The sequence below is a fragment of the Shewanella sp. GD03713 genome, from assembly GCF_029843705.1.
Classification (GTDB): Bacteria; Pseudomonadota; Gammaproteobacteria; order Enterobacterales; family Shewanellaceae; genus Shewanella.
Genome location: NZ_JAOCIW010000001.1, coordinates 2279002 through 2304775 on the forward strand (window position 1 = coordinate 2279002; position 25774 = coordinate 2304775).

General features: G+C 46.1%; 17 protein-coding genes and 5 pseudogenes. 14 read left to right on the top strand and 8 right to left on the bottom strand.

What is annotated here, in order from left to right; genetic code table 11:
• Positions 1-161 precede the first annotated feature (161 nt).
• From aspS to ruvB, 5 genes are all read left to right on the top strand, one after another.
• Positions 162-1937 (top strand): aspartate--tRNA ligase, encoded by a 1776-nt coding sequence (gene aspS / locus N5E87_RS10105; protein WP_011716950.1) that lies wholly within the window; start codon positions 162-164, stop codon positions 1935-1937.
• Positions 1938-2153: 216 nt separating this feature from the next.
• Positions 2154-2900, top strand: a complete 747-nt coding sequence (locus N5E87_RS10110; protein WP_011622670.1) for a YebC/PmpR family DNA-binding transcriptional regulator — start codon at positions 2154-2156, stop codon at positions 2898-2900.
• A 273-nt stretch (positions 2901-3173) separates the two neighbouring features.
• Positions 3174-3695, top strand: coding sequence for a crossover junction endodeoxyribonuclease RuvC (ruvC, locus tag N5E87_RS10115; protein ID WP_011622671.1), 522 nt, complete (start codon positions 3174-3176; stop codon positions 3693-3695).
• On the top strand, positions 3692-4309 hold the full coding sequence (ruvA, locus tag N5E87_RS10120; RefSeq protein WP_086903456.1) for a Holliday junction branch migration protein RuvA: 618 nt from the start codon (positions 3692-3694) through the stop codon (positions 4307-4309). The genes ruvC and ruvA overlap by 4 nt, the downstream gene beginning before the upstream one ends.
• Before the next feature lie 120 nt (positions 4310-4429).
• Complete coding sequence (ruvB, locus tag N5E87_RS10125; RefSeq protein ID WP_011716952.1) at positions 4430-5434, top strand: Holliday junction branch migration DNA helicase RuvB; 1005 nt, start codon at positions 4430-4432, stop codon at positions 5432-5434.
• A 55-nt stretch (positions 5435-5489) separates the two neighbouring features.
• On the opposite strand, the gene N5E87_RS10130 is transcribed toward ruvB, so the two are convergent.
• Positions 5490-6706, bottom strand: a protein-coding gene (locus N5E87_RS10130; RefSeq protein ID WP_279775253.1) for an IS3 family transposase whose coding sequence is annotated in 2 segments (ribosomal slippage) — positions 5490-6358 and positions 6358-6706 — 1218 coding nt in all. Because the reading frame shifts where the segments join, the coding sequence is not laid out codon by codon here.
• Positions 6707-7716: 1010 nt separating this feature from the next.
• Here N5E87_RS10130 and N5E87_RS10135 point away from each other — a divergent pair.
• Positions 7717-10320, top strand: a complete 2604-nt coding sequence (locus N5E87_RS10135; protein WP_086904915.1) for a TonB-dependent receptor — start codon at positions 7717-7719, stop codon at positions 10318-10320.
• Between the two features lie 108 nt (positions 10321-10428).
• Positions 10429-11312 (top strand): annotated as a pseudogene (locus N5E87_RS10140) (IS3 family transposase); the annotation flags it as partial.
• A 37-nt stretch (positions 11313-11349) separates the two neighbouring features.
• Here the strand turns inward: N5E87_RS10140 and N5E87_RS10145 are convergent.
• Positions 11350-11631: pseudogene (locus N5E87_RS10145) on the bottom strand (IS3 family transposase); the annotation flags it as partial.
• Between N5E87_RS10145 and N5E87_RS10150 the strand changes: the two are divergent.
• Positions 11630-12217, top strand: a pseudogene (locus tag N5E87_RS10150) (integrase core domain-containing protein); the annotation flags it as partial. The pseudogenes N5E87_RS10145 and N5E87_RS10150 sit on opposite strands and share 2 nt — an antisense overlap.
• Positions 12218-12255: 38 nt before the next feature.
• Here N5E87_RS10150 and N5E87_RS10155 read toward each other — a convergent pair.
• A pseudogene (locus N5E87_RS10155) lies at positions 12256-13115 on the bottom strand (IS3-like element ISSpu6 family transposase); the annotation flags it as partial.
• A gap of 4 nt (positions 13116-13119) precedes the next feature.
• Between N5E87_RS10155 and N5E87_RS10160 the strand changes: the two are divergent.
• The 5 genes and pseudogenes from N5E87_RS10160 to N5E87_RS10180 form a co-directional block, all read left to right on the top strand.
• Positions 13120-13452: pseudogene (locus N5E87_RS10160) on the top strand (integrase core domain-containing protein); the annotation flags it as partial.
• Between the two features lie 181 nt (positions 13453-13633).
• The gene (locus N5E87_RS10165) at positions 13634-14314 is read left to right on the top strand and encodes a response regulator transcription factor (protein WP_086903977.1); all 681 of its coding nucleotides are present in this window, start codon (positions 13634-13636) and stop codon (positions 14312-14314) included.
• Positions 14315-14494: 180 nt separating this feature from the next.
• Positions 14495-15622 (top strand): M14-type cytosolic carboxypeptidase, encoded by a 1128-nt coding sequence (locus N5E87_RS10170; RefSeq protein ID WP_011716955.1) that lies wholly within the window; start codon positions 14495-14497, stop codon positions 15620-15622.
• 8 nt (positions 15623-15630) lie between these two features.
• Entirely contained in the window at positions 15631-15948 is a 318-nt protein-coding gene (locus tag N5E87_RS10175; RefSeq protein WP_039977219.1) for a hypothetical protein, read from the top strand.
• On the top strand, positions 15945-16226 hold the full coding sequence (locus N5E87_RS10180) for a DUF1315 family protein (RefSeq protein ID WP_011716957.1): 282 nt from the start codon (positions 15945-15947) through the stop codon (positions 16224-16226). Before N5E87_RS10175 ends, N5E87_RS10180 begins: the two co-directional genes overlap by 4 nt.
• Positions 16227-16296: 70 nt before the next feature.
• Here N5E87_RS10180 and ansA read toward each other — a convergent pair whose 3' ends face one another.
• Together ansA and sppA are read right to left on the bottom strand one after the other, a co-directional pair.
• Positions 16297-17310, bottom strand: a complete 1014-nt coding sequence (gene ansA / locus N5E87_RS10185) for an asparaginase (protein ID WP_086903976.1) — start codon at positions 17308-17310, stop codon at positions 16297-16299.
• Positions 17311-17420: 110 nt separating this feature from the next.
• Positions 17421-19265 (bottom strand): signal peptide peptidase SppA, encoded by a 1845-nt coding sequence (gene sppA, locus N5E87_RS10190; protein ID WP_086903975.1) that lies wholly within the window; start codon positions 19263-19265, stop codon positions 17421-17423.
• Positions 19266-19430: 165 nt separating this feature from the next.
• Between sppA and N5E87_RS10195 the strand changes: the two genes are divergently transcribed.
• A complete protein-coding gene (locus N5E87_RS10195; RefSeq protein ID WP_086903974.1) occupies positions 19431-21449 on the top strand; it encodes an NADPH-dependent 2,4-dienoyl-CoA reductase in 2019 nt (672 codons plus the stop codon).
• Between the two features lie 188 nt (positions 21450-21637).
• Here N5E87_RS10195 and N5E87_RS10200 read toward each other — a convergent pair whose 3' ends face one another.
• The 3 genes from N5E87_RS10200 to nrdB all read right to left on the bottom strand — a co-directional run bounded on the left by N5E87_RS10200 (position 21638) and on the right by nrdB (position 25724).
• Entirely contained in the window at positions 21638-23875 is a 2238-nt protein-coding gene (locus N5E87_RS10200; protein ID WP_086903973.1) for an Ig-like domain-containing protein, read from the bottom strand.
• A 279-nt stretch (positions 23876-24154) separates the two neighbouring features.
• Positions 24155-24577: a class I ribonucleotide reductase maintenance protein YfaE gene (yfaE, locus tag N5E87_RS10205; RefSeq protein ID WP_086903972.1), complete on the bottom strand. Its 423-nt coding sequence runs from the start codon at positions 24575-24577 to the stop codon at positions 24155-24157.
• A 16-nt stretch (positions 24578-24593) separates the two neighbouring features.
• Complete coding sequence (gene nrdB, locus N5E87_RS10210; RefSeq protein ID WP_086903971.1) at positions 24594-25724, bottom strand: class Ia ribonucleoside-diphosphate reductase subunit beta; 1131 nt, start codon at positions 25722-25724, stop codon at positions 24594-24596.
• Positions 25725-25774 lie beyond the last annotated feature (50 nt).

Consider the following 25774-nt stretch of genomic DNA (forward strand, 5'->3'; position numbering starts at 1 on the left):
AGATAGTGCGTTCGCCTCTAGTCAAGGGCGTAAAACTGTTTGATACTTCACCGCCTAAAAGTGAAGTACTTTGGTAATCGGCATTATTTGACTATAATGCCGCTTTTATCTCGTTTTGATTATTTCCAAAGCACCGGTTTCCGGATAAAGGATAGAGTTAGATGCGCAGTCATTATTGTGGAGACGTCAATAAGTCTCACGTTGGACAAGAAGTTACCTTGGTAGGTTGGGTTAATCGTAGCCGTGATTTGGGTGGCGTGGTCTTTTTAGATTTAAGAGACAGAGAAGGTCTGGTCCAAGTGGTTTACGATCCAGATTTACCTGAGGTGTTCAATGTGGCCAGTACGCTGCGCGCCGAGTTTTGTGTGCAGGTAAAAGGCGTGGTTCGTGCCCGTCCTGATAGCCAAGTCAACGCGCAAATGAAGACCGGCGAAATTGAAGTATTAGGTAAAGAACTGACGATCATCAACAGTTCTGAGCCGCTGCCGCTGAGCTTAGATAACTATCAAAACAACAGTGAAGAGCAGCGTCTAAAGTACCGTTATTTAGATTTACGTCGCCCAGAAATGGCGCAGCGCTTAATGTTCCGCGCGAAAGTGACCAGTGCTGTGCGTCGTTTCCTCGACTCAAACGGTTTCTTAGATATCGAAACGCCTATCCTGACTAAGGCAACGCCAGAAGGTGCACGTGACTATTTAGTGCCAAGCCGCACTTACAAAGGTCAATTCTTCGCGCTACCACAATCACCACAGCTGTTTAAACAGTTACTGATGATGTCAGGCTTTGATCGTTACTATCAAATCGTAAAATGCTTCCGTGACGAAGACTTACGTGCTGATCGTCAGCCAGAATTTACTCAAATCGATATCGAAACCTCATTTATGACGTCTGAGCAGGTGATGGCTAAGACCGAAGAGATGATGCGTGGTCTGTTCCTTGAGATGCTGAACGTCGATTTAGGCGAATTCCCACGTATGACCTATAACGAAGCCATGCGTCGTTTCGGTTCAGATAAGCCAGATTTACGTAACCCATTAGAACTGGTTGACGTCGCTGACTTGCTCAAAGAAGTGGAGTTTGCGGTATTCTCAGGCCCAGCTAATGATGAAGAAGGCCGTGTTGCGGCCCTGCGTATTCCTGGTGGCGCGAGCTTATCCCGTAAGCAAATCGATGATTACACTAAGTTTGTCGGTATTTACGGTGCTAAAGGTTTAGCGTGGATGAAGCTAAACGACCTGACTCAAGGCTTAGAAGGCATTCAATCACCTGTGCTTAAGTTCTTGAACGAAGGCATTGTAAACGAAATCATCAGCCGCACTGGCGCACAAACTGGCGATATCATCCTGTTTGGTGCCGATAACGCGACTGTGGTTGCTGAATCTATGGGCGCACTGCGTCTTAAAGCCGGTGAAGACTTTAATCTGCTCGAAGGTCAATGGCGTCCACTGTGGGTGGTTGACTTCCCAATGTTTGAGAAGATCAACGGCAGCTTCCACGCGGTTCACCATCCGTTTACTGCGCCACGCGGCGTGACACCACAAGAGCTGGAAGCCAATCCGGCTAACCGTGTGTCAGATGCTTACGACATGGTATTAAACGGCTGTGAATTAGGTGGTGGTTCAGTTCGTATCCACAACCAAGAGATGCAATCTGCGGTATTCCGTATTCTTGGCATCACCGATGAAGAAGCGAAAGAGAAATTCGGCTTCTTACTCGAAGCGCTGCGCTACGGTACGCCGCCACATGCGGGTCTGGCATTCGGTTTAGACCGTATTATCATGCTGATGACGGGCGCAAGCTCAATCCGTGATGTGATGGCTTTCCCGAAAACCACCACAGCTGCGTGTCCGTTAACCAATGCCCCAGGTTTTGCTAACCCACAACAATTAGCTGAACTAGGTATTTCCGTGGTGAAAGCCGCGAAGACTGAAGACTAATCTTTAGTATTTATCGAGTACCGAGGCGCAAGCCTCGGTCTATTTTTACCCCGTCATTTCATTTCTTATCAATATCTGCGTTATCGACGTCACTGAATTTGCCGTCAATCTTTGTGTAAAGGAACATTGGTTATAGGAACCTTGCAAGAGGCGCCGTCAAGGTTACCTTAGGCTATTGATAAGATGTGCAATGGCTATGTGTAGAGGAGAACTCCCATGGCAGGTCATAGTAAGTGGGCCAACATTAAACACCGCAAAGCAGCGCAAGATGCCAAACGCGGTAAACTCTTTACCAAATTTATCCGCGAGTTAACGGTTTCTGCCCGTGAAGGTGGTTCGGATCCCGATTCAAATCCGCGTCTGCGTATTGCAATCGATAAAGCGCTTGGCGGCAACATGACCCGCGACACCATTGAGCGCGCAATTAAACGTGGCGCCGGTGAGCTTGAAGGTCAGCAACTCGAAACCATTATTTACGAAGGCTATGGCCCTGGCGGCACCGCTGTGATGGTCGAGACCATGACAGATAACCGTAACCGTACCGTGAGCGGCGTGCGTAATGCCTTTAGTAAATCGGGTGGGAATTTAGGGACCGATGGTTCGGTTGCTTATTTGTTCACTAAGCGCGGCGTGTTGTCCTATGCGCCGGGCACAGATGAAGACGCCCTGATGGACGCGGCGCTAGAAGCAGGCGCCGAAGATGTGGTGAGTTACGATGATGGTGCAATTGACGTATTTACCGAACCGACCGAGTTTTATGGGGTGAAAGATGCCCTCGATGCGGCGGGATTTGTCAGTGATAACGCCGAAATCGCGATGATAGCCTCGACCAAAGCGGAGTTAGATGCCGAGACGGCGGAGAAGTTTATGCGTCTTATCGATACCCTCGAAGAGCACGATGATGTGCAAGAGGTGTATCATAATGCCGAAATCTCCGATGAGATTATGGAAAGTTTAGGGTAAGCCTAAGCTGTCATTTGATTTTTATCTTAGTAGGTGGCCGGAGCTGAGCTCGCCAGAGCTTGGTTCTTGCATAGATCAGTTCTTACATAGAGCGGTTCTTACATAGAGCAAGCGCTTAACACTGAGCTTTGAACCAGCGTTTAGACACCACATATTGCTTATTGGGTCACCTTAGATTTACCTTTGATTTATTGATGTTTTTTGCGCTGTTGCTCGGTTTACAATTGCCGTTATCTAGGTTGAATTAATTCGAGTACAGACATTAGGGATAGCATGGCGATTATTTTAGGGGTTGACCCAGGTTCTCGGATCACAGGTTACGGCGTTATCCAATGCCAAGGGCGTCAGCAACTTTATTTGGGCAGTGGCTGCATTCGCACCTCGGGCGAGGATTTACCATTAAGACTCAAGCAAATCTTTGATGGGATCAGTGAAATTATTCGCCAATACCAACCCGATGAATTTGCGATTGAGCGAGTGTTTCTCGCCAAGAATGCCGACTCGGCCTTGAAATTGGGTCAAGCCCGTGGTGCGGCCATCGTGGCTGCGACAGTGGCCAACTTACCCGTTGCCGAATACAGTGCCACCCAAATTAAGAATGCGGTGGTCGGAACGGGGCGAGCCAAGAAAGAACAGGTTCAACATATGATCCAGCAATTGCTTAAGTTGCCTGCGGCGCCACAGGCCGACGCTGCTGATGCGCTCGGCGTTGCGGTATGTCATTATCACACCAATCAAAGTTTGGTCGCCTTAAGCGGCCGAGCGACAACAAGAACATATGGACGGTACAGATGATAGGTCGTTTACGTGGCGTGTTAATTGAAAAGCAAGCGCCAGAGGTGTTGATTGATGTCAATGGTGTAGGGTACGAGTTACAGATGCCCCTCACCAGCTTCTATGAACTCCCCGAGGTCAATCAACCGACCACAGTGTATACCCATTTTGTGGTGCGTGAAGATGCCCAGCTGCTTTACGGCTTTATCACTAAACAAGAGCGCTCACTGTTTCGTTTGCTTATCAAGGCCAACGGCGTGGGTCCTAAACTGGCGTTAACCATTCTTTCTGGCATGACCGCCAGCGAGTTTGTGGGCTGTGTCGAGCGCGATGATATAGTGACGCTGGTGAAATTACCCGGTGTTGGTAAAAAGACTGCCGAACGTTTATTGGTTGAGATGCGCGATAAATTGAAGAGCTTAATGGAGGCATCCGTAGGCTCTGAGCGTGAGTTCGTGCTGCAATCTAACTATTCACCGGCTCCGACGGTCAACAGTGCCGAAGAGGATGCGATTTCAGCCTTGATCTCCCTCGGCTATAAACCACCACAGGCGAGTAAAGCCGTTTCTGCCACCTATAAAGAAGGCATGGACAGTGAGACCTTGATTAAAGCCGCGTTAAAATCGATGCTCTAATGGCATGGTTTTCATTGAGGCTAGTGTTATATTGCGGTACGCGATTTTTGCAGCCAGTTAGGTTGCAACTGCACCAAAATAGCAAGTGCCGTATGTCGATGCGGTAACAGGAATAGGTAAATGATTGAAGCAGATAGACTGATCCAGCCGCAGCTGCAAGGTCAAGACGATGTTATCGACAGGGCCATGCGCCCTAAATTGCTCGATGAATATACTGGGCAGGATGATACGCGTGCCCAATTAAAAGTGTTTATTCAAGCGGCAAAGAATCGCGAAGAAGCCTTAGACCATATGTTGATCTACGGCCCGCCGGGGTTAGGTAAAACCACCTTAGCCATGATTGTGGCTAATGAAATGGGGGTGAACATCAAATCGACGTCGGGGCCTGTGCTCGAGAAAGCCGGGGACTTGGCGGCGCTGCTCACCAATCTTGAGGCGGGGGATGTGCTTTTTATCGATGAAATTCACCGCTTAAGTCCTGTCGTCGAAGAAATTCTGTATCCTGCGATGGAAGACTATCAGCTGGATATTATGATTGGTGAGGGGCCTGCTGCACGTTCAATTAAGTTGGACTTACCGCCTTTTACCTTAGTGGGTGCGACCACGCGGGCAGGGGCGTTAACCTCTCCGTTAAGGGCGCGTTTTGGCATTCCACTGCGGCTCGAGTTTTATAATGTTAAAGATTTAAGCACCATTGTGACCCGTTCGGCGCAGGTGATGGGATTGGCCATTGATAGTGAAGGGGCCACCGAAATTGCCAAGCGCTCACGGGGAACCCCGAGGATCGCCAACCGTTTACTGCGCCGAGTGCGTGACTATGCGGAAGTGAAACACGACGGTGCTGTAACGCAAAAAGTCGCAGAGCAGGCGCTTGATTTGCTCGATGTCGATGGCGAAGGTTTCGATTATATGGATCGAAAACTGCTGCTTGCTATTATCGATAAGTTTATGGGAGGCCCTGTAGGGCTTGATAACCTTGCCGCGGCTATTGGTGAGGAGCGTGAAACCATTGAAGATGTATTGGAGCCTTTCCTTATCCAACAAGGCTTTATCCAACGTACTCCACGTGGTCGTATTGCCACAACCAGAGCCTATCTGCATTTTGGCATGATAAAACCAGAGTAACATCCAAGAAGAATGACCTTGTCTCGTCCTGAAATAAGTTGACACTTATTTCCACCTAAAACGCTCGATGAACCTCATCGGGCGTTTTGTATTTTAAGGCCAAATGTGGCCGCCGTTGATTATAGATGGCAACCGCTTCTGTCACCATTTGTCGCGCCTCCTCCAGCGTTGCGGGCTTATGTGTTAAAAACTCCTGCTTCAAGATGCCATTTACTCGCTCTGCTAAGGCATTTTGATAGCAGTCATATCCGTCTGTCATTGAGCATGTCACGCCATGTTGTGCGTGAACCGCTTGATACGCGTTTGAGCAGTACTGTATCCCTCGGTCTGAGTGGTGTATCAGCGGTTTACTTTTATCTTGTCGCTGCTTCAGCGCCCGTTTGTAGGCCGTTAGCACCCCGTCTGTTTTAAGATTATCATCAACATGATAACCCACGATTTTTCGTGACCAGACATCGGTCACCAAGCTTAAATAGGCTTCATTATCTTGCAGTGGTAGATAGGTAATATCCGCCACCCAGACTTGTTCTGAGCGACTGATGTCCACTTGCTGCTCACTGGGCTTAAGCAAGTTGGGATGACACCTAAATCGATGATGGCTATGGGTCGTTTTATGGTACGCTCGTTTCGGCGTGACCAACAAACGATGCGTCCTAATACAGCGAAATAACCGGTCTCGTCCTATCACTATTTGATGCATTTTGTTGAGTAAATACTGCAGTTTACGCGTACCGACTCGCGGTTGAAATAACCGTTCATATTGTACTGTTTGCAACACCTGTTGCTCCCTTAGCTCTGAGACGATTTGCCGCTGACATTGCTGATAATACGCCTGGCGACTGATGCCAAGATAGCGACAGCATTGGGTGACGCGATAACCTACGTCCGTTTTTTCCTGGAGCGTTTCGCGGGTGGCTTTTTTACGACGGATATCCCGTAGTCAGTTCTGAGTTTTTCGACAATGGCTTCGAAGAACGCCGCTTTCATGCGGGTATCTTCCAGTTCGGCTTCGAGGGCTTTTATCTTTTGCTCGGGGGTGAGCTCGGTGGGTTCTGTCATCAACTGTCCTCGCATTGATGTAGACGGTGTCCCTTGGGACCAATCCAGTTTGCCGTGCTTGCGTAACCACACTAACACGGTGGAGCAACCTTGAATACCGTACTTGTCTTGCGCCTGCTTATAGGTCAGCTCGCCTTTTTCCACTTGGTTGACAACCGCCAATTTAAAAGCGAGGGAATAATCGCGTTGAGTTCGTTTAATTGTTGAAGTCATTACACTCTCCAAAATGAGTTTGAAAAGTGTCAACGCTATTTAGGACGGGTCACCTTGTTAACAAAAAGCGGCCTTGGCCGCTTTTTGTTTTTACCGATTTCATTATTGTCCTTTTTGTCACCAGATAATGTTGCCGTTAGAACGAACCACATCCAAATCATCAAGATGAATATTATTTAATGAATAGCGGTTTCACTTAATTGACTATGGCGCGGACTAGTCATTTGAGCGCTGTTTTTATTTAAGTTTATTCGGTTAATTAATAATCTTATTTTGGTTTGTAAATAATATTTAATCCAATAAATTAACAATAATAAAACAAATGTATTTATATGTTGAGTTGAAACAACTCGAAATGACATTTGTATTGTTTATAAAAACAGCATTCAGATTAGTGTGGTTCAACGCTTTCTTATTCTGTAGATGCTGTTTATTTCGGCTCTTTAACCCTTATCTCATCCTAAAGCACCACATATTTATGCTTGTTCTAAATTGGCGATGAATTGTTGCATTTGTGTGTATTGCACACTTGCGGTGCATAAAAATCACAACTTATTCATTTTGTATCATTGTGCACTGTAAAATCCCTGATATTTACAAGATTCTTTCTGTTGCAATGATTACTAATATGCATATTTCTTCATAATTAATCGACATATTATTCTGTGTGGCAGATAGTTACCTTCTTGAAAAGTGTGGTGCAAGTCACATTTTCGAGGTTATCGCATGTTTGTTAAATGTTATTTCTTTAACAGTTTTAATTGCTATTGATTACTGGGATGTACGGTTTTTAATGCTGTAAATAGAAGTGAGTTAGCATCCAAGATTATAATCAAACAAATATTTTACAATAATGGATAAAATAACAAACAAAATAGTTTTTAAGGTTAAAAAAATGAAGATTGACTGAATGAAAGTGAATCCTCAGTATCAAGCGCAACAGTCGTACAGCAATTGTTGTACAAGCTGTAAGCATAAAAATAATAGTAAGATCTAGGGAGCATTCATTCATGATCAAAAGAACCAAAGTTGCGTCGGCTATTAATTTAGCTGTCGTTAGCTCAATAGCTGCTGGTACCTTTGTAGCATCAAGCGCATTTGCAGCTGAAGAGACTGCAAAAGTTGAGCGTATTGAAGTCACGGGGTCACGTATTCAACGTCAAGATATGGAAACAGCTTCTCCTGTTACCGTTATTGATGCTGCTGCAATCAAAGCCGAAGGCTTTACCTCTGTAGACCAAATGCTACAAGTTCAAACCTCAATGGCGGGGGCTGCGGTAGGCTCAACCACTAACAACGGTGCTGACGGTGTTGCACAAGTTGACTTACGTGGTATGGGCTCACAACGTACTCTCGTACTATTAAACGGCCGTCGCATGGTGAACTCAGGCTCAGGTGCTAACAGTTCAGTGGATTTAAACTCTATCCCAGTTGCTATGATTGCTCGCGTTGAAATCCTGAAAGATGGCGCTTCGGCGGTATACGGTTCTGATGCGATTGCCGGCGTAGTGAACATCATCACCAAAAAAGATTTTGAAGGTTTCCAGTTTGATATGAACGGTAGTGGTACCGACAAAGGTGACGGTCAAAACGGTGACGCCAGTATATTATATGGCTTTAATACTGATGGTGGTAACTACACCTTTGGTGCAGCTTACTCAGACCGTCGTGGTGTAGTCCAAAGTGACCGTAGCTGGACCGAGCCAGGTAACAGTTCGTTCGTTGGAAATGGTGGCATTGTCGGCAACAGATTAGATGCTGATGGGAATCCGATCTATGATGTAAAAGGTAATGTAAAGCAGCAAGTTAAGACTTTCCAAGATGGAGAGTGGAAACCTCTATCTCAGGGATATGATTTTACAAAAGATAGCTTTTACCAAACACCAAGTGAGCGTCGTAGCTTATTTGCCAACATGACGCAAGAACTGGGTAATGATGTTGTCTTAACTGCTGACGCTATTTATACAAATCGTCGTTCAAGTCAGCAACTAGCAGCACAACCAGCGGATATTATGCTGGATGTCTGTGGTGTAGGTACTACTTCTGACCAATGTTTGGTACTTGATTCTGCAATGATTGCAGGTGGTATTGAAGCTGATGATAGAGGCAAAGTGAACTACCGTCGTCGTACTACAGATGTAGGTCCTCGTATTTATTCACAAGACACTGATACTTGGCGCCTATCGACTGGTTTAGCGGGTACTTTAGATGTCCATACTGGGATGAATTGGGATTTATCTTACACCTATGGTAAAAACCAAGCGAAAACCACTGTAGAAAACTCAATTAATGCTGCAGCAACAGAGGCTTCTATTTATTCTAATACGAATGCATGGTTAACAGGTGTTCCTTTAACTGCAGACATTATAGAAGATATTAGTTTTGTTGAAGACACTAAGGGTGGTAACGAACAACAGACACTATCAGCTGGATTAAATGGTGAGTTATTCGATCTGAGCGCTGGTGCGGTAGGCTTTGCTATCGGTGCAGAATACCGTCGTGAAAGTGGTTTCTATACGCCAGACGAAGTGGTTATCGCAGGTGAGAGTACTTCTGCTCAGCAAGATCCTACTGATGGTAACTATAATGTGGTTTCTTTCTTCCAAGAAGTCAGTATTCCATTTACCGAAAAACTGACGGGCGAATTTGCTCTGCGTTTTGACGATTACTCAACCTTTGGTAAAGCGACTACTTGGAAAATCGGTTTAACTTATAATGCAACTGATGAGCTGATGGTTCGTTCTGTTGCAGCAACAGGTTTCCGGGCGCCGAGTGTTGCCGAATTATATGGTGGCAACTCAGGATCTTTTGATTATTTAACTGATCCATGGGGTAATGAATTAGATCCTCAAATCTTAGTAAACTATATTTCTGATGATAATTTAAAACCAGAAGAGTCTGAGTCTTACACTTTTGGTTTAGTATACTCACCTAGTTATGTTGATGGAATGTCGTTAACATTAGACTACTGGCGTTTCAAGTTGACTGATGCAATTGCTCGTATGGATGTACAGACCGGTCTTAATGCTTGCTTTGCTGGTGACACTACAGCCTGTGAGACATTCAAGATTGGTGCAAATGGTGATTTAACAAATCTTTCTAGTGCATTAACGAATGTTGGCTCACAAGATACCAGCGGCATCGATTTCAACTTGGCCTACAATTTCGAATTGTTAGGTCTAGATTGGAAAGTTAACAACGATATGACTTATCTGGCTAAATTCGAACAAGATGGTGAAGATTATACTGGTACTATCGACGGTAACTTCGGAGCTTATGCTCGCGTACGTAATAATTTCAGCATTTCTGTAGGTCAAGATGATTGGAGCGTTATGTACTTCAACCGTTATATTGGTTCGATGAAAGATTACTATACTGACTATGATGCAAATCTAGATGCATTTACTGCTGTAGCAAATGTAGACTCAATTATTTACCACAATATCTCTGGTACATACCATGTTAACGACAGCACAACTGTAAGCTTAGGCGTGAAGAACTTTACCGATGAGAAACCATTGACCGTATCTAACGGTAGTGATGGCGGTACTGTTCCAGAAGTTTACGACACTATCGGCCGTACTATTTACGGTGGTGTAACTGTTAAGTTCTAATATTAACTAGAACTCAGCCTAAAAAAAGCGCCTTCGGGCGCTTTTTTGTTTTGGTGTGACCCGTCCTAAATAGCGTTGACACTTTTCAAACTCATTTTGGAGAGTGTAATGACTTCAACAATTAAACGAACTCAACGTGATTATTCCCTCGCTTTTAAATTGGCGGTTGTCGACCAAGTGGAGAAAGGGGAGCTGACCTATAAGCAGGCGCAAGACAAGTACGGTATTCAAGGTTGCTCCACCGTGTTAGTGTGGTTACGCAAGCACGGCAAACTGGATTGGTCCCAAGGGACACCGTCTACATCAATGCGAGGACAGTTGATGACAGAACCCACCGAGCTCACCCCCGAGCAAAAGATAAAAGCCCTCGAAGCCGAACTGGAAGATACCCGCATGAAAGCGGCGTTCTTCGAAGCCATTGTCGAAAAACTCAGAACTGACTACGGGATATCCGTCGTAAAAAAGCCACCCGCGAAACGCTCCAGGAAAAAACGGACATAGGTTATCGCGTCACCCAATGCTGTCGCTATCTTGGCATCAGTCGCCAGGCGTATTATCAGCAATGTCAGCGGCAAATCGTCTCAGAGCTAAGGGAGCAACAGGTGTTGCAAACAGTACAATATGAACGGTTATTTCAACCGCGAGTCGGTACGCGTAAACTGCAGTATTTACTCAACAAAATGCATCAAATAGTGATAGGACGAGACCGGTTATTTCGCTGTATTAGGACGCATCGTTTGTTGGTCACGCCGAAACGAGCGTACCATAAAACGACCCATAGCCATCATCGATTTAGGTGTCATCCCAACTTGCTTAAGCCCAGTGAGCAGCAAGTGGACATCAGTCGCTCAGAACAAGTCTGGGTGGCTGATATTACCTATCTACCACTGCAAGATAATGAAGCCTATTTAAGCTTGGTGACCGATGCCTGGTCACGAAAAATTGTGGGTTATCATGTTGATGATAATCTTAAAACAGACGGGGTGCTAACGGTGTTTTTCAAGATAGTTGTCACTCTTTGTTTAAATATTAAGCTGCATTTATTACGCCTTCTTCTGGTGCCTTATCTGGGTTGAGTGTTACAGCGCCAACCGCTTCACAATTTCTGATCTCTGTAGACCAACGCATCGGTTTTCTTTCCTTCGCCGCCTCAAGCACTTTCTTGCGCTTCGCTAAAATAGCGCCATCTTGCAGTGCATGACGTTGCCCTGGTGAGACAAAATTTAGCTGGCTGTGTTTATGCTCATCGTTGTACCAGGTTACAAACTTTTCCACCCATTCTCTTGCTGTTGCTAAGCAGCTAAAACCGTTCTACTATTTGTACCTGTTTGAAGATATTTACAGTAGAAAAATAGTGGGTTACGAAGTTCATGAGCAAGAAAGTGGGGAATATGCCGCTGCGCTAATCCAACGCTGTCTGTTACGCGAGCAATGCTTTAACACGCCATTAGTGCTGCATTCTGATAATGGGGCGCCGATGAAGTCACTGACCATGAAAGCCAAGCTGGAAGAGCTTGGTATTACGGCATCATTAAGTCGGCCGCGGGTGAGTAATGACAACCCCTTTTCAGAGTCGTTATTTAAAACGTTGAAATACCGCCCACAGTGGCCGGCATCAGGTTTTAGCTGCTTAGCAACAGCAAGAGAATGGGTGGAAAAGTTTGTAACCTGGTACAACGATGAGCATAAACACAGCCAGCTAAATTTTGTCTCACCAGGGCAACGTCATGCACTGCAAGATGGCGCTATTTTAGCGAAGCGCAAGAAAGTGCTTGAGGCGGCGAAGGAAAGAAAACCGATGCGTTGGTCTACAGAGATCAGAAATTGTGAAGCGGTTGGCGCTGTAACACTCAACCCAGATAAGGCACCAGAAGAAGGCGTAATAAATGCAGCTTAATATTTAAACAAAGAGTGACAACTATCTTGAAAAACACCGCCTGATGCCGGCCACTGTGGGCGGTATTTCAACGTTTTAAATAACGACTCTGAAAAGGGGTTGTCATTACTCACCCGCGGCCGACTTAATGATGCCGTAATACCAAGCTCTTCCAGCTTGGCTTTCATGGTCAGTGACTTCATCGGCGCCCCATTATCAGAATGCAGCACTAATGGCGTGTTAAAGCATTGCTCGCGTAACAGACAGCGTTGGATTAGCGCAGCGGCATATTCCCCACTTTCTTGCTCATGAACTTCGTAACCCACTATTTTTCTACTGTAAATATCTTCAAACAGGTACAAATAGTAGAACTGGCCTTTGACGATTGAGGCTAAATAAGTGATGTCCCATGACCACACTTGATTCGGCCCATCTGCCCGATAACTCAACGGTTTGCTTCGATTGACCGCAGCCTGAGTGCGGCCACGATGGTTAAGTTGACCATGAGCATTTAACACTCTGTAGAAGCTGGATTCCGAGGCGATATAAATCCCGTTATCTAATAATGTTGGCACAATTTGCGACGGGGGTAAGCTGGCGTACTCCGCTTGATTGCACACACTTAATATCTGTTGTCGCTCATGTTCTTCGAGTTTATTTGCTGGCTCTGGTCGAGCTGCTGTTGGCCTTAAATCAGCTTGCACTTGACCTTCTCGATACCAACGTCGATAGGTACGCTTACTGAGGCCCGTTTCAGCACAAGCCTTATAAAGGCGAGCACCATTGGTATAGGCCTCTTGGATTAAGGCAATCAATGCTATGCGCTCAGGCAAGGGGGTTAGCTCTCCTCGCTGTCGTCCCCCCAGAGCGCATTGAGCTTTTTTCTGAGCACCAGTAACGCAGCAGCTTCAGCCAGGCTAACGGCCTACAAACGGGCGCTGAAGCAGCGACAAGATAAAAGTAAACCGCTGATACACCACTCAGACCGAGGGATACAGTACTGCTCAAACGCGTATCAAGCGGTTCACGCACAACATGGCGTGACATGCTCAATGACAGACGGATATGACTGCTATCAAAATGCCTTAGCAGAGCGAGTAAACGGCATATTGAAGCAGGAGTTTTTAACACATAAGCCCGCAACGCTGGAGGAGGCGCGACAAATGGTGGCAGAAGCGGTTGCCATCTATAATCAACGGCGGCCACATTTGGCCTTAAAATACAAAACGCCCGATGAGGTTCATCGAGCGTTTTAGGTGGAAATAAGTGTCAACTTATTTCAGGACGAGACAGTGCAAAAGGTTACAAGTCGTTATCTATTGCTGCCAACTTGATCACAATTAAGCTAAAACTGATTTTTAATCATCTTCTAACGCTAGAGACATATTTTTAGTTATGGTAATATAAATGATATTGATTCTCGTTTGGTGTTTAGAGATGAGTAAAATACTGTTAGTCGATGATGATCCATTATTCAGAGTTTGGTTAACTGAAGCGCTGAAAACACAGGGACATGAGGTTGAATGTGCCATAAATGGCATTGAAGGGCTGAAACGGATCCGCAGCTTTATGCCCGACATTATTATGCTCGATCTGGTGATGCCACAAATGGATGGTTTTTCCCTATTAGAGGCGAGAGACTGTATGACGCCGATCATGATGCTATCTGCCCGTGACAACGAGGAAGATAGGATCAGAAGTTACGAGCTTGGTGCGGATGATTTTTTGACAAAGCCTTTTAGCATAAAAGAATTATTAGTGCGTCTGCATGCTCTAGAGCGGCGATTATCTCCACGTCCCATGGCGCAAATGGCAATCGAGCAGGCGACCGCTCAGCCAGTCAAATTCGATGAAGCCGCCTATAGGATCACCATAGGTAAAAATGCCGTGGAACTGACGCAAACCGAGTTTAGGCTGTTTAAATATCTGTTCGAGCGTAAAGGGCAAGTGATCACTAAGCAGGAATTGCAAAAATCGGTGTTGCAGAAGGACTTAGGCCGATTCGACCGCAATTTAGATATGCATATCAGTAACACGCGGCGCAAACTAGCAAATACCCGTTTACCGCGGACATTAATCAACACGGTCCGTGGTCAAGGATACAGTTTTTCTGCTTGATGTGTAGTGAAAGGCTAACAAACTTGGCACTGATGAATTAAAGCGCGACTGCTGGCTTCTTAGGCAATTTTAGTCGCTTTCATTTTCCCCTGATACGGATTTGGTTTATTCTAACGGGCATTAAAGCAGATGTGCATTTAGCATCATTACCCTCACATGAATAACCAAGTAGGAATCATTATGCGGATCAGTGCCAATTTTGATGGCGGAAATATCCAAGTCATTAATCTTGATAATAAAGACGATATTCAACTGGCAATCCGTCCCGATGCGGGCGGTGAGTTTTATCAATGGTTCAACTTCCGATTCGAAGGTGAGGTGGGTAATCAATACACCTTAAATATCATCAATGCGGGCACGGCTTCCTATCCTAAGGGCTGGCAAGATTATCATGCGGTTGCCAGTTACGATCGCCAACATTGGTTCCGTGTGCCAACCCAATATATCGACGGCAAACTGAGCATTCAGTTAGCGCTTGATTGTGATGCGATTCAAATCGCATACTTTGCGCCATACAGCTATGAGCGTCATTTAGATCTTCTCAGTAACGCACAATTGCATCCCGATGTTAATCTTGAGCATTTAGGCCTGACCTTAGATGGCCGTGATATCACCCTGATGAAAGTGGGCGATGGCAATCCTGATAAACGCAATATTTGGATCACCGCAAGGCAACATCCCGGTGAAACCATGGCGGAATGGTTAGTCGAAGGCTTAGTGAATCGTTTGCTGGATAATGATTGTCCAACGGCAAAAGCGTTGCTCGATAAAGCAAATTTTTACATTGTGCCTAACATGAACCCGGATGGCAGCGTAAGAGGTCATCTGCGTACCAATGCGATTGGGGTTAACCTTAACCGTGAATGGCAAACTCCGAGTTTAGAAAGAAGCCCTGAGGTCTACCATGTAGTGCATAAGATGCAGCAAACGGGCGTAGATTTATTTTACGATGTCCATGGTGATGAAGGTTTGCCTTATGTATTCCTCGCGGGTTGTGAGGGCGTGCCAGCTTACAATGAGCGATTGGCACAGCTGCAAGCCGACTTTAGCCAGGCATTAACCTTGGCCAGTGCCGATTTCCAAACAGAGTTCGGTTACGCTAAAGACGAACCTGGTCAAGCCAACTTGACCGTGGCCTCTAATTGGGTAGCACAAACCTTCGATTGCTTATCGAACACTTTAGAAATGCCTTTTAAAGACAACAACAATCTGCAGGATCCGTTTGTGGGTTGGTCACCAGAGCGCAGTATTTATTTAGGCGAAGCGTCATTGATTGCCATGCTCGCCGTGGTTGATAAGTTAAGATAGGTGCGACTATGGCATTAATCGAATGTCCAATCTGCCGAAAACGTATGTCGAGCAAAGCGCCAGCTTGCCCGCATTGTGAGGCAAAAACCAATGGTGACAATAGCTCGCTCGCTCGGATCAGTCATATCCAAAAATCCAGCAGCTTAATGAACCAAAGTTTTGTCGCCATGACGCTGTTTATTGCGGGGGTGGTGATTTGGTTTTGGGGCGGTGAGCCCGCTGAAGGCTTACGCGCGACCATTGGCGCCATCTGTTTTGTCTTTGGTTTTGTGGGCTATTTAATTACCCGCGTTAGAATCGTATTACATAAGCGAAAGAGTGTATGACCGACATAAATCAAGTAATCGACCAAATGCCCGAAGAAGTCTATGAAAGGCTGCGTAGCGCCGCTGAATTAGGCAAATGGGAAGATGGCACTGTATTGACCGAAGCCCAGCGTGAATCTACCCTACAAGTGGTGATGCTCTATCAGGCGCGCCGCTTAGACCAAACTGAGCATTTCACCATAGCTGCCGGTGGAAAATTAAATGAGCTGTCGAAGGCGGAATTGAAGAAACAATTCCGTGGCGAGTCGATTGCCGAGTTTAAAGCTGACGAACTGTAATAGCAGACGTGATGCTTCAACAATAAAAAGCCCACTAATGTGGGCTTTTTCATGCGCAGCGTTTCGATATTTAGTCGGGGCTGAGCTCACCAACCAAGTTTTGCAACATGGCCGTTTTAATTTCGCTCGGCTTTAGGTTTTTCGACAGCAGATAATGCAACTTAGCCAGTGCGGCTTCAATGGTCATGTCTGCACCACTGATCACCCCCGCTTTGGCGAGGGCATTGCCCGTAGCGTAGCCGCCCATATTCACTTTGCCTTGGAAACATTGAGTTAGGTTCACCAACACAATTCCACGCTCATCCGCTTGCTTTAGAGTATCGAGTAATGCTTTATCTTGCGGTGCATTGCCCACGCCAAAGGTCAGTAAAATGAGCGCCTTAACGGGTTGCTGCAGGATATTTTCAAAGATTTGCGTCGAAATGCCAGGATAGAGAGTCACCACACCGACGGGCTGCGGGCTGATATTAGCCACTTCTAATGGCTTATCGCTTGGCGTGGCAATTTTACCTGCACGCAGATTAATTTTGATCCCCGCTTCAAGCAGTAAGGGGAAGTTTGGCGAGGCAAAGGCATCAAAGCCATCGGCGTGGGCTTTGGTGGAACGATTGCCACGGAATAGTTTGTTATTAAAGAATAAACACACTTCCGCCACCGGATAATTGGCGGCGATATACAAAGAGTTAAGCAGATTGGTTTGACCGTCGGATCTCAGCTGTGCCAAAGGAATTTGGGAGCCGGTGACAATAACAGGCTTTGACAGGCCTTGAAGCATAAAGGATAAGGCCGATGCTGTGTAGGCCATGGTATCTGTGCCGTGGAGGATCACAAAACCATCATACTTATCGTAATTGGCCTTGATATCATCGGCGATCATTTGCCAGTCGGTCGGTGCCATATTGGATGAATCGATGAGCGGGCAGTACTCGTGGATCACAAACTCAGGCATTTCGTCATGGTAGAACTCGGGCATGGATTGGACGCATTGGGTCAAAAAACCTGCCACCGGAGCAAAACCATTCGCGGTTTTTTGCATGCCTATCGTGCCGCCCGTATAGGCGACGTAAATGGAGCGTTTAGTCATTCTTGTCGTTATCTTAGCTGCAAGTGAGCTAATTATACGATTTTGCAGGCATAAACCCAATAAAAAAGCCCGAGGGGTCGGGCTTTTGTGTCTTTCATCTTGAGTCTGCGTTAGTTGACAGCACAGCTGTCACAATACACATACACATGGTTAGGATCGTTAAAGGCTGCGATGGTCTTTAAGTTGCCCGTCCATTGCGCCAGCATTTGCTCAAGCAGTGTTGAATGGCTGATAGACGCGGGTAAGTAGGCCGACACTGAGGCAAACATTTGCTGCACAAAACGCTGCTCAGGCGTGAGCTCTTGTTCAATCACACGGGTGTCAAACAGGCTTAAATCCGCAAGTTTAGCGGCTTTGGCGACTGCTTGGTCGATATCGCCAAGCTCATCCACTAAACCTAACTCTAGGGCTTTTTTACCACTCCACACACGGCCTTGGGCGATGCTATCTACTTGTTCTAAGGTCATTTTACGTTCCTTAGCGACCAGTGAGATAAAGTCTAAGTAGCCACGCTCGATATGGCGCTGGATAACCGATTCGATTTGTGGCGAGAGGGTACGAGTCACTGACAAACCTGCCCATTCTGAGGTCGATACACCATCGGTATGAATACCTAAGCTGGCGAGTGAATCTTCGAAAGTAGTGATCATCCCAAAGATCCCGATAGAACCCGTCAGTGTGGTTGGGGTTGCGAAGATATAATCGGCGCTGGCCGAAATCCAATAGCCACCGGACGCCGCAAGGCTACCCATACTCACTACCACAGGTTTACCCGCCGCTTTGAGGGCGAGTAATTCTTGGCGGATTTGCTCCGAGGCAAAGGCGCTGCCGCCAGGGCTGTCGACTCGAAGTACTAGTGCTTTGATATGCTTATCAAATCGCGCCTTGCGTAACAGTTCTGCGGTGCTATCACCACCGATTTGGCCGGCGGGTTGGCTGCCATTTAAAATGGTACCGCTGGCAACGATAATGCCGACACTGTCTTGCTCAACGAAACTTGGCAAAGGCGTCACTAAGGTTAAGTAGTCGTAAAAGCTGACCTGTTTAAAGCTGTCTCCCGACTTCTCTTTACCCACGGTATCGAGCATGACTTTACGGAACTCTTCATCGGTCGCTAGGGTATCGACCCATTTCATATTGATAGCCATAGTGGCGGAATCGCCTTCGGCCTTATCGAGTTGCGCGAGGTAATTTGCCGAGTCGAGCACTAAGGTATTGGCATCAATTTGGCGATTTTCCGCCACAGTTTGAGTGTAACTCTGCCAAACATCGGCGAGTAGGGCGCTGCTGGCTTCTCTGGCCGCATCTGACATATCGTCACGCATGTATGGTTCTACTGCGGATTTAAAGGTGCCGACGCGGAAAATGTGGGCCTTTATCTTGAGCTTCTCAAGGGCAGACTTGAAGTATTGGTTATACATACTTAAGCCATCGAGGGAGACGCTGCCTTGGGGATTGAGGTAAATAGTATCGGCAAAGCTGGCTAGAAAGTATTGGTTTTGCTCGTAGTAGTTTCCAATTGCCACTACCTTTTTGCCGCTTTCTTTGAAACGATTTAGTGCATCGCCAATGGATTGTAATTTGCTGATCCCTGCGCGTTTCAGTTCGGCTAAGTCTAAGACTATGGTGCTGATCCTGTTATCGTGCGTCGCGTTATCAATCACATAGATAATATCTGCCAGCAGGATTTCGCCATCGCTACTGCCGTTATTGCCTTGCTTAAGTGCGGCTTCAATCGGGTCGACCTGCTGTTTTTGATCGACAATGGAACCTGCCAGATTAAGCACCAATGCTGAGTTATCTTCGACCTGAATATCTTCACTGCTGCCAATAGTAATGAGGATGATGGCGAGGAAGCCAAAAAAAATCAGGTTGAGTATGAATTTACGGATCCCGTTGAGGGTGTTCCATATAAATAAACATATTCTCTTGAAAAACGATGGGTTAGCGGACATTAGCCACTCCTTTGCTTATCGAATGTGCCAATGCTAACTGAAAATCCCCTCACAGGCTAAACACAATTGTAAAGGATTTTAACTTTTAACCCCCTAGCAACAGTTGAGCTTACATTTGACTCAAGGTATGCTCATTTAAATCACTTGTTTAAAAAGGATGTTTGAATGTCGTTTCCCCATTTATTAGAACCCTTAGATCTGGGTTTCACCCAGCTCAAAAATCGTGTGTTAATGGGCTCCATGCACACGGGTTTAGAAGAAGAAAAGGGCGGATTTGAGAAACTGGCAGCGTTTTATAAAGAGCGCGCGTTAGGCGGCGTCGGTTTAATTGTCACCGGCGGTATCTCACCCAACCTACGTGGTCGCTTGACTCCCCATGCGTGTCAGCTGAGTTTCCCATGGCAAGTGGGTAAACACCGCATTGTGACTCAAGCGGTGCACGAGGCTGACGGTAAAATTTGTATGCAAATCCTGCATGCGGGGCGTTATGGTTACCATCCTTTTTCGCAGGCGCCGAGTAAAATTAAGTCGCCTATAACTCCCTTTACACCTTCGGCCATGTCGAGCCGCCAAGTACGCGCCACCATTAAGGATTACGCCAGTTCTGCCGCTTTAGCGAAAAGAGCGGGGTACGATGGCGTTGAAGTGATGGGCTCTGAGGGGTATTTGATCAACCAATTTATCAGTTCGCGAACCAATACGCGTACCGATGAATGGGGCGGCAGTTTTGAAAAACGCGCGCAATTTCCGATAGAGATTGTGAATGCGATTCGCGCCAAAGTGGGCAAAGACTTTATCATCATCTTCCGCTTATCCATGCTCGACTTAGTCGATAACGGCTCTACTTGGGATGAAGTCGTGCAACTGGCTAAGTGGCTCGAGCATGCGGGGGTGTCGATTATCAATACTGGGATTGGCTGGCATGAGGCCCGTGTGCCAACCATTGCGACCAGCGTGCCCCGCGGCGCCTTTGCTTGGGTGACAGAAAAGCTTAAAAAATCGGTTTCAGTGCCTCTGATTGCCACAAACCGTATCAATACGCCAGAGATTGGCGAGCAAATCATTGCCTCTGGTCAAGCGGATATGGTGTCTATGGCGAGGCCGTTCCTAGCCGATCCTGAATTTGTGAATAAAGCGGCGGCCAACACGCCAGAGCTTATCAATACCTGTATCGGCTGTAATCAGGCCTGCTTGGACCATACTTTCTCTCTGAAACGTGCCACTTGCTTGGTCAACCCTCGTGCCTGTTATGAGACCGAAATTAACTTCTTACCTACCCATAACAAGAAACGTATCGCGGTGATGGGCGCAGGCCCCGCTGGGATGGCATTTTCTGTGTATGCGGCGATGCGCGGCCATGAAGTGGTGCTCTTTGAGGCCAAATCCGAGGTGGGTGGTCAGTTTAACCTGGCACGTAAAATCCCCGGAAAAGAAGAGTTTAACGAGACGATTCGTTATTTCCTTAATCAAATCAAACTGCATAAAATTGATTTGCGTTTAAATACCCTTTTAGATGCTAAGGTACTGGAAACTGAAACGTTTGATGAAATTGTTATCGCTTCCGGCGTGGTCCCGCGCGAGTTAAGCTTGCCAGGTTTTAATAGCCCCAAAGTGGTGGATTATCAACAGGTGCTGACGGGCCAAGCCACGATTGGCAACAAAGTGGCCCTGATTGGTGCCGGCGGTATCGGCTTTGATATGGCGCATTACCTCTGCGAATCTGAGTCGAGTACGCTTAATCCTGAAAAATGGTTAAAGCAGTGGGGTATAGACAAGCAATATCAGCATGCGGGCGGTTTAGCTGAGCCTGAAGTCGATAATAGCGATCATAGACAAGTCTATCTGTTACAACGTAAGACCTCTAAGATGGGTCAAGGCTTAGGTAAAACCACCGGCTGGATCCACCGTTTAGTGCTAAAACAGCATGATGTGAAGATGAAAACCGGCGTCAGCTATGACAAGTTTAACGATGCGGGCCTACATATCCGCGTTGGCGAGCAAACCGAAGTGTTGGCCGTGGATAATGTTATCCTCTGCGCCGGACAAGAATCTAACCGCACCTTAGTCGATGAGATGAAAGCAACGGGCATTCCTGTGCACTTGATTGGCGGTGTCGATGTGGCCGCCGAGCTCGATGCAAAACGTGCCATTCGTCAAGGTGCTGAGCTTGCCATGCGATTGTAGTTTTTTGTATTAAAAATAAGTTGCACTTATTTGAACTCAACTACTTATTATCGAAAGATGGCATTTTCTCAAAAAAACGGTCCCAGATATTAGGACCGTTTGAATAACAACACTCATACATCATTTGTTGAAAAATACTTAGGTGATTAAGGTTTGCCCTAAGATATTTTCATATCGTACGTTTTACGTTATTTACGGACGAATGATTGACGAGCGGCAGTTGTTGCCGAAGCGTTTTCTGGCAGTTTTTCCCAATCACGATAGATATTTAAACGTGCAGGAATAGCAACCGTACCATTAGCGTTTAGTGCGCGTTCCATAACGATTAATTGGTTATCTGTGACTTGAAGTCCTAACCACTCTCTCGTTTGACAGTTACTTGCTGACCAGCAACGAGTAAAGGTGAATAAGTGATCGTTTTCTTCTGAACCAGCTATCCAGTTACCGTCTAAGAGTGTCTTGTCTATAACGGTTTCTTCACTGTCGGTGTAGAAATAGTTGTAGGTTTGAGCAGTGCCATCAGCGTTGAAATCAAAACCAAACGCTGAGCCTTTCATGAAGTCGAAACTTCCGTTAGACCAGTAGCTTTTCATCCATCCATTAACGAATGTTGCCCAAAGATGATTGTCTTTATTGGTGATTTTTTCAGCAGTTAGGTTGCTATTTACGTCATCATGCCATGTGCCGAAGTTATAGCTAAATGCGATGAGGTTGTTATTTGGATCGTAGGTTTTTAACGACAGTGCGCTTAATTCACCTTCGGCGTCAATTTTTTGAACAGTTAGGTTTGTTTTATCTGCAAATGCTACGGTAACTGTGTTGTTGTCTAGCACCCAATTGAACGCTCTATCACTTAGAACGGCGTTGCCTGTACCGTCAGGATTAAACTGAAGTAGGTCGCCATTGTATGTAAAGCCATAAGCGCTTTGGTAGTAGGTTGGTGCAGCCCATGTTTCGGTTAAGTCTTCCACAGTGATAGCAAGTGGAGTGATGGCTTCCATGTTACGCATCAGCTCTTGTGTCGTTGATGTTTCAACAACATCATTCGGCGTGATTTTTACGCCATTGACGTAGAAAGTATCAAGAATAATGCGATGTGTTGTCGTTACAGAAACTGTATCAATTTGCTTACCGTGGATTAAGCGCGAGTATGTTTTGCTCGTAACTTGAGTTGTTCCACCAATTTGCTGAGTACCATACTCAGCTACGAATTGATCTGCCAGTGCTGCAGGTAGCACTTCATAAGCTGAATAATAGCCAAACGAGCTTAACGGATTATCAAAGGTGATAGCTAATTCGTTATTGTTCAAGCTCCATTTGAAGTTTTGCTGTTCATAATCGTTAGTGAAACGACCCGTAGCGTCAGCATTTAACTCCATTAAGTCGCCGCCACGAGACAGGAAACCAGGGGCTGCAGCAGTTGCTAATATGTAGTTACTCGAAAGCGTGTTAACAGTAAATCCTTGTGTTAACTCAGGATCTTGCTGGATGCTGGTGATAGTCTGAGTTAAAACGTTGTCGTCAGGGTTGGCAGCGGTCACTTCATCAACGAATGTGTTATATGCTTGGCTGTTGCTGACGAAGTCGATAACATTCGCGAACCCTTCTGGAAGCGCGTAATTGGGGTTGTCTAAGATGACTTTGATTACAGCTGCAATTTCAATCAACTGTGTGGCATCGATAGATTTTTCTGCTTGAACCAGTTCTGCATCAGTAGTGATTTCAACCCCGTTGTTGGCTTCTGTGGCCAGAATGTAGCGAGCAGAAGTGACGTTAGTGACATTGGTTGAATCTTCTACATTATCGCCCAGAATGCCGTCATCACCAGCCTTGGTGATAAGGCTGCTGGTTGCGCCCAATAAGCTGATTAGTTTGATGCCAGTGGTGTCGTTAGCATCACCAGTGGCTTCTACTTTAACTAACTTGGTTGTGTCAGTGGTTTTAACCTCAATGGTGTAGTCACCATTTTCATCGGCAGTCGCGGTAAATGTTTGGCCGTTTAATGTTACGCTTACCGCTGCATTTGGTACAGGTTCGTCAACAACCTTACCTTTAATCGTCAATGCTTTAAAAGCTGAAACGGTAATTGTGGCCGTTGTTTCAGCCTTACCGTCAGTGATGGTTGCGGTGAAGCTGTCTGTACCTGCGAAGTCTTCATCGGGGGTATAGGTGATGACCATGCCAGTAAATGCAACTGAGCCATGTGTGGGGGAGCCTAGTGAGGCGATGGTTAAGTCGTCGCCGTCAACGTCAGATACCAAAGTAGTAATATCTAAGTTTGCGGCAGTGCCATTGGTTGATTCAATTGCTGCAGCTGTGAATACTGGAGCGGTATTATTTGGGGTTACAGTGTCGTTTTTTTCGCCGTTATCGCCACAGCCAAAAAGCGCCATAGTGATGAGGGCAATTGATGTTTTCTTAAACATTATTAGCCTTAGGATTGTTGTAATTATTATGCCCATAAAATGTTTCTTTTTAGTTTTTAAAAGCTGCAAATTTGTGGGCAATATGGTTGCGGACGGCATTTTACGGAACGGTGATCTTATATCAAGATATTTATGTGATGCTTGTCACTGTTAGAGTGATAACTGAGCTGAAGAGTTTTATTTTTCACCAAATTTCGCTCTCACTTGCGAATCATTGCAGTGGAGGTGGTAAGGAATATCGAAATTAGTTCTGTTCGGGGCGAGACGCGTACAGAATTTTTATTTTTCTAATGTTTGTGCTATTGGCAAAGATACTGATTTTAAGTTGGACGGTTGACGTGATATAGACGTGTGAGGCTGAGTGTGCGTGTAATAGCAAGGATAGGTCACCACGGCAGCACCTTCGGGGGATAAATCGAGTTCTAAATCTTCTCTAGGTATACAGCAGCAGGGCAGACATTCGTCGGCATTAAGCTCGGCCAAAGGCTCGGTTAAATAGCTGACACTGCCGCTAATGATACGGGTCTTGCAAGCGCCGCAAAAACCACTGCGGCACTCAGAGAAAATGGTCACTTTTTTGGCTTCGAGTGCTTGCAACAACGAATTGTGCTGCTCGGTAAACAGCAGCACAGGTTGCCCTTGAAGGCGCACAATGGGCGCCTTCGCAAAGGGGTTGTTTAACAGCAGGTTCGATTTAGCCATAAGCAATCAAATCCCGTTAGAGATCGAAATCGAGGAATTCATCACTGTCGACGGCCGAATCGATTTGACCGACAAGATAAGATGACACTTCAACTTCCTGCGGCGCCACTTGCACTGCATCACTTTCTAGCCAGTTCTTCATCCAAGGCAGTGGGTTAGACTGCTCGGCATAAGGCAGTGGCAGGTTAACGGACTTCATCCGTTGGTTAGTGATGTACTCAACGTATTGGCAGAGGATCTGCTCGTTGAGACCTATCATCGAGCCGTCTTTGAACAGGTATTTTGCCCATTCTTTTTCTTGCTCGGCGGCCTTGAGGAACAGGTTATAGGCTTCCTGTTGGCATTCCGTAGCAATTTCGGCCATCTCAGGATCGTCTTTGCCGCCCTGCATAATGGTTAAGATATGCTGGGTGCTGTTTAAGTGCAGCGCTTCGTCACGGGCGATAAGACGAATAATTTTCGCGTTACCTTCCATGAGCTTACGCTCTGCAAATGCGAATGAGCAGGCAAAACTGACATAGAAGCGAATCGCTTCGAGGGCGTTAACTGACATCATGCACAGGTACAACGCTTTCTTTAGCGTGCGAGTGTTGACTTCAATCGGCTCGCCATCGATCACATGGGTGCCTTCGCCTAACAGGTGGTAAACCTGGGTCAGCTTGATCAAGTGATCGTAATATTCAGCAATGTCAGTCGCGCGGCGCAGGATCTCTTGATTCACCACGATATCGTCAAAAATCACTGAAGGATCGTTCACGATATTGCGAATAATGTGAGTGTATGAGCGCGAGTGGATGGTCTCGGAGAAAGACCAAGTCTCAATCCAAGTTTCTAATTCGGGCAGCGACACTAAGGGCAGAAATGCCACGTTAGGCGAGCGGCCTTGGATAGAGTCGAGCAGCGTTTGGTATTTCAGGTTCGAAATAAAAATATGCTTTTCATGATCTGGCAGTGAGTTGTAATCGATTTTATCGCGGCTCACGTCAACTTCTTCTGGGCGCCAGAAGAAAGACAACTGTTTTTCAATCAGTTTTTCAAACACTTCATATTTTTGTTGGTCATAACGAGCGACGTTAACCGATTGTCCGAAGAACATAGGTTCACGGGTGGCATCGTTGGGTGTTTGGCAAAAAGTAGAGTAGGTCATGGTACGAGTATTCCAATAAGTCGGGATCCCAAAGGGATCCCGCAACCGTT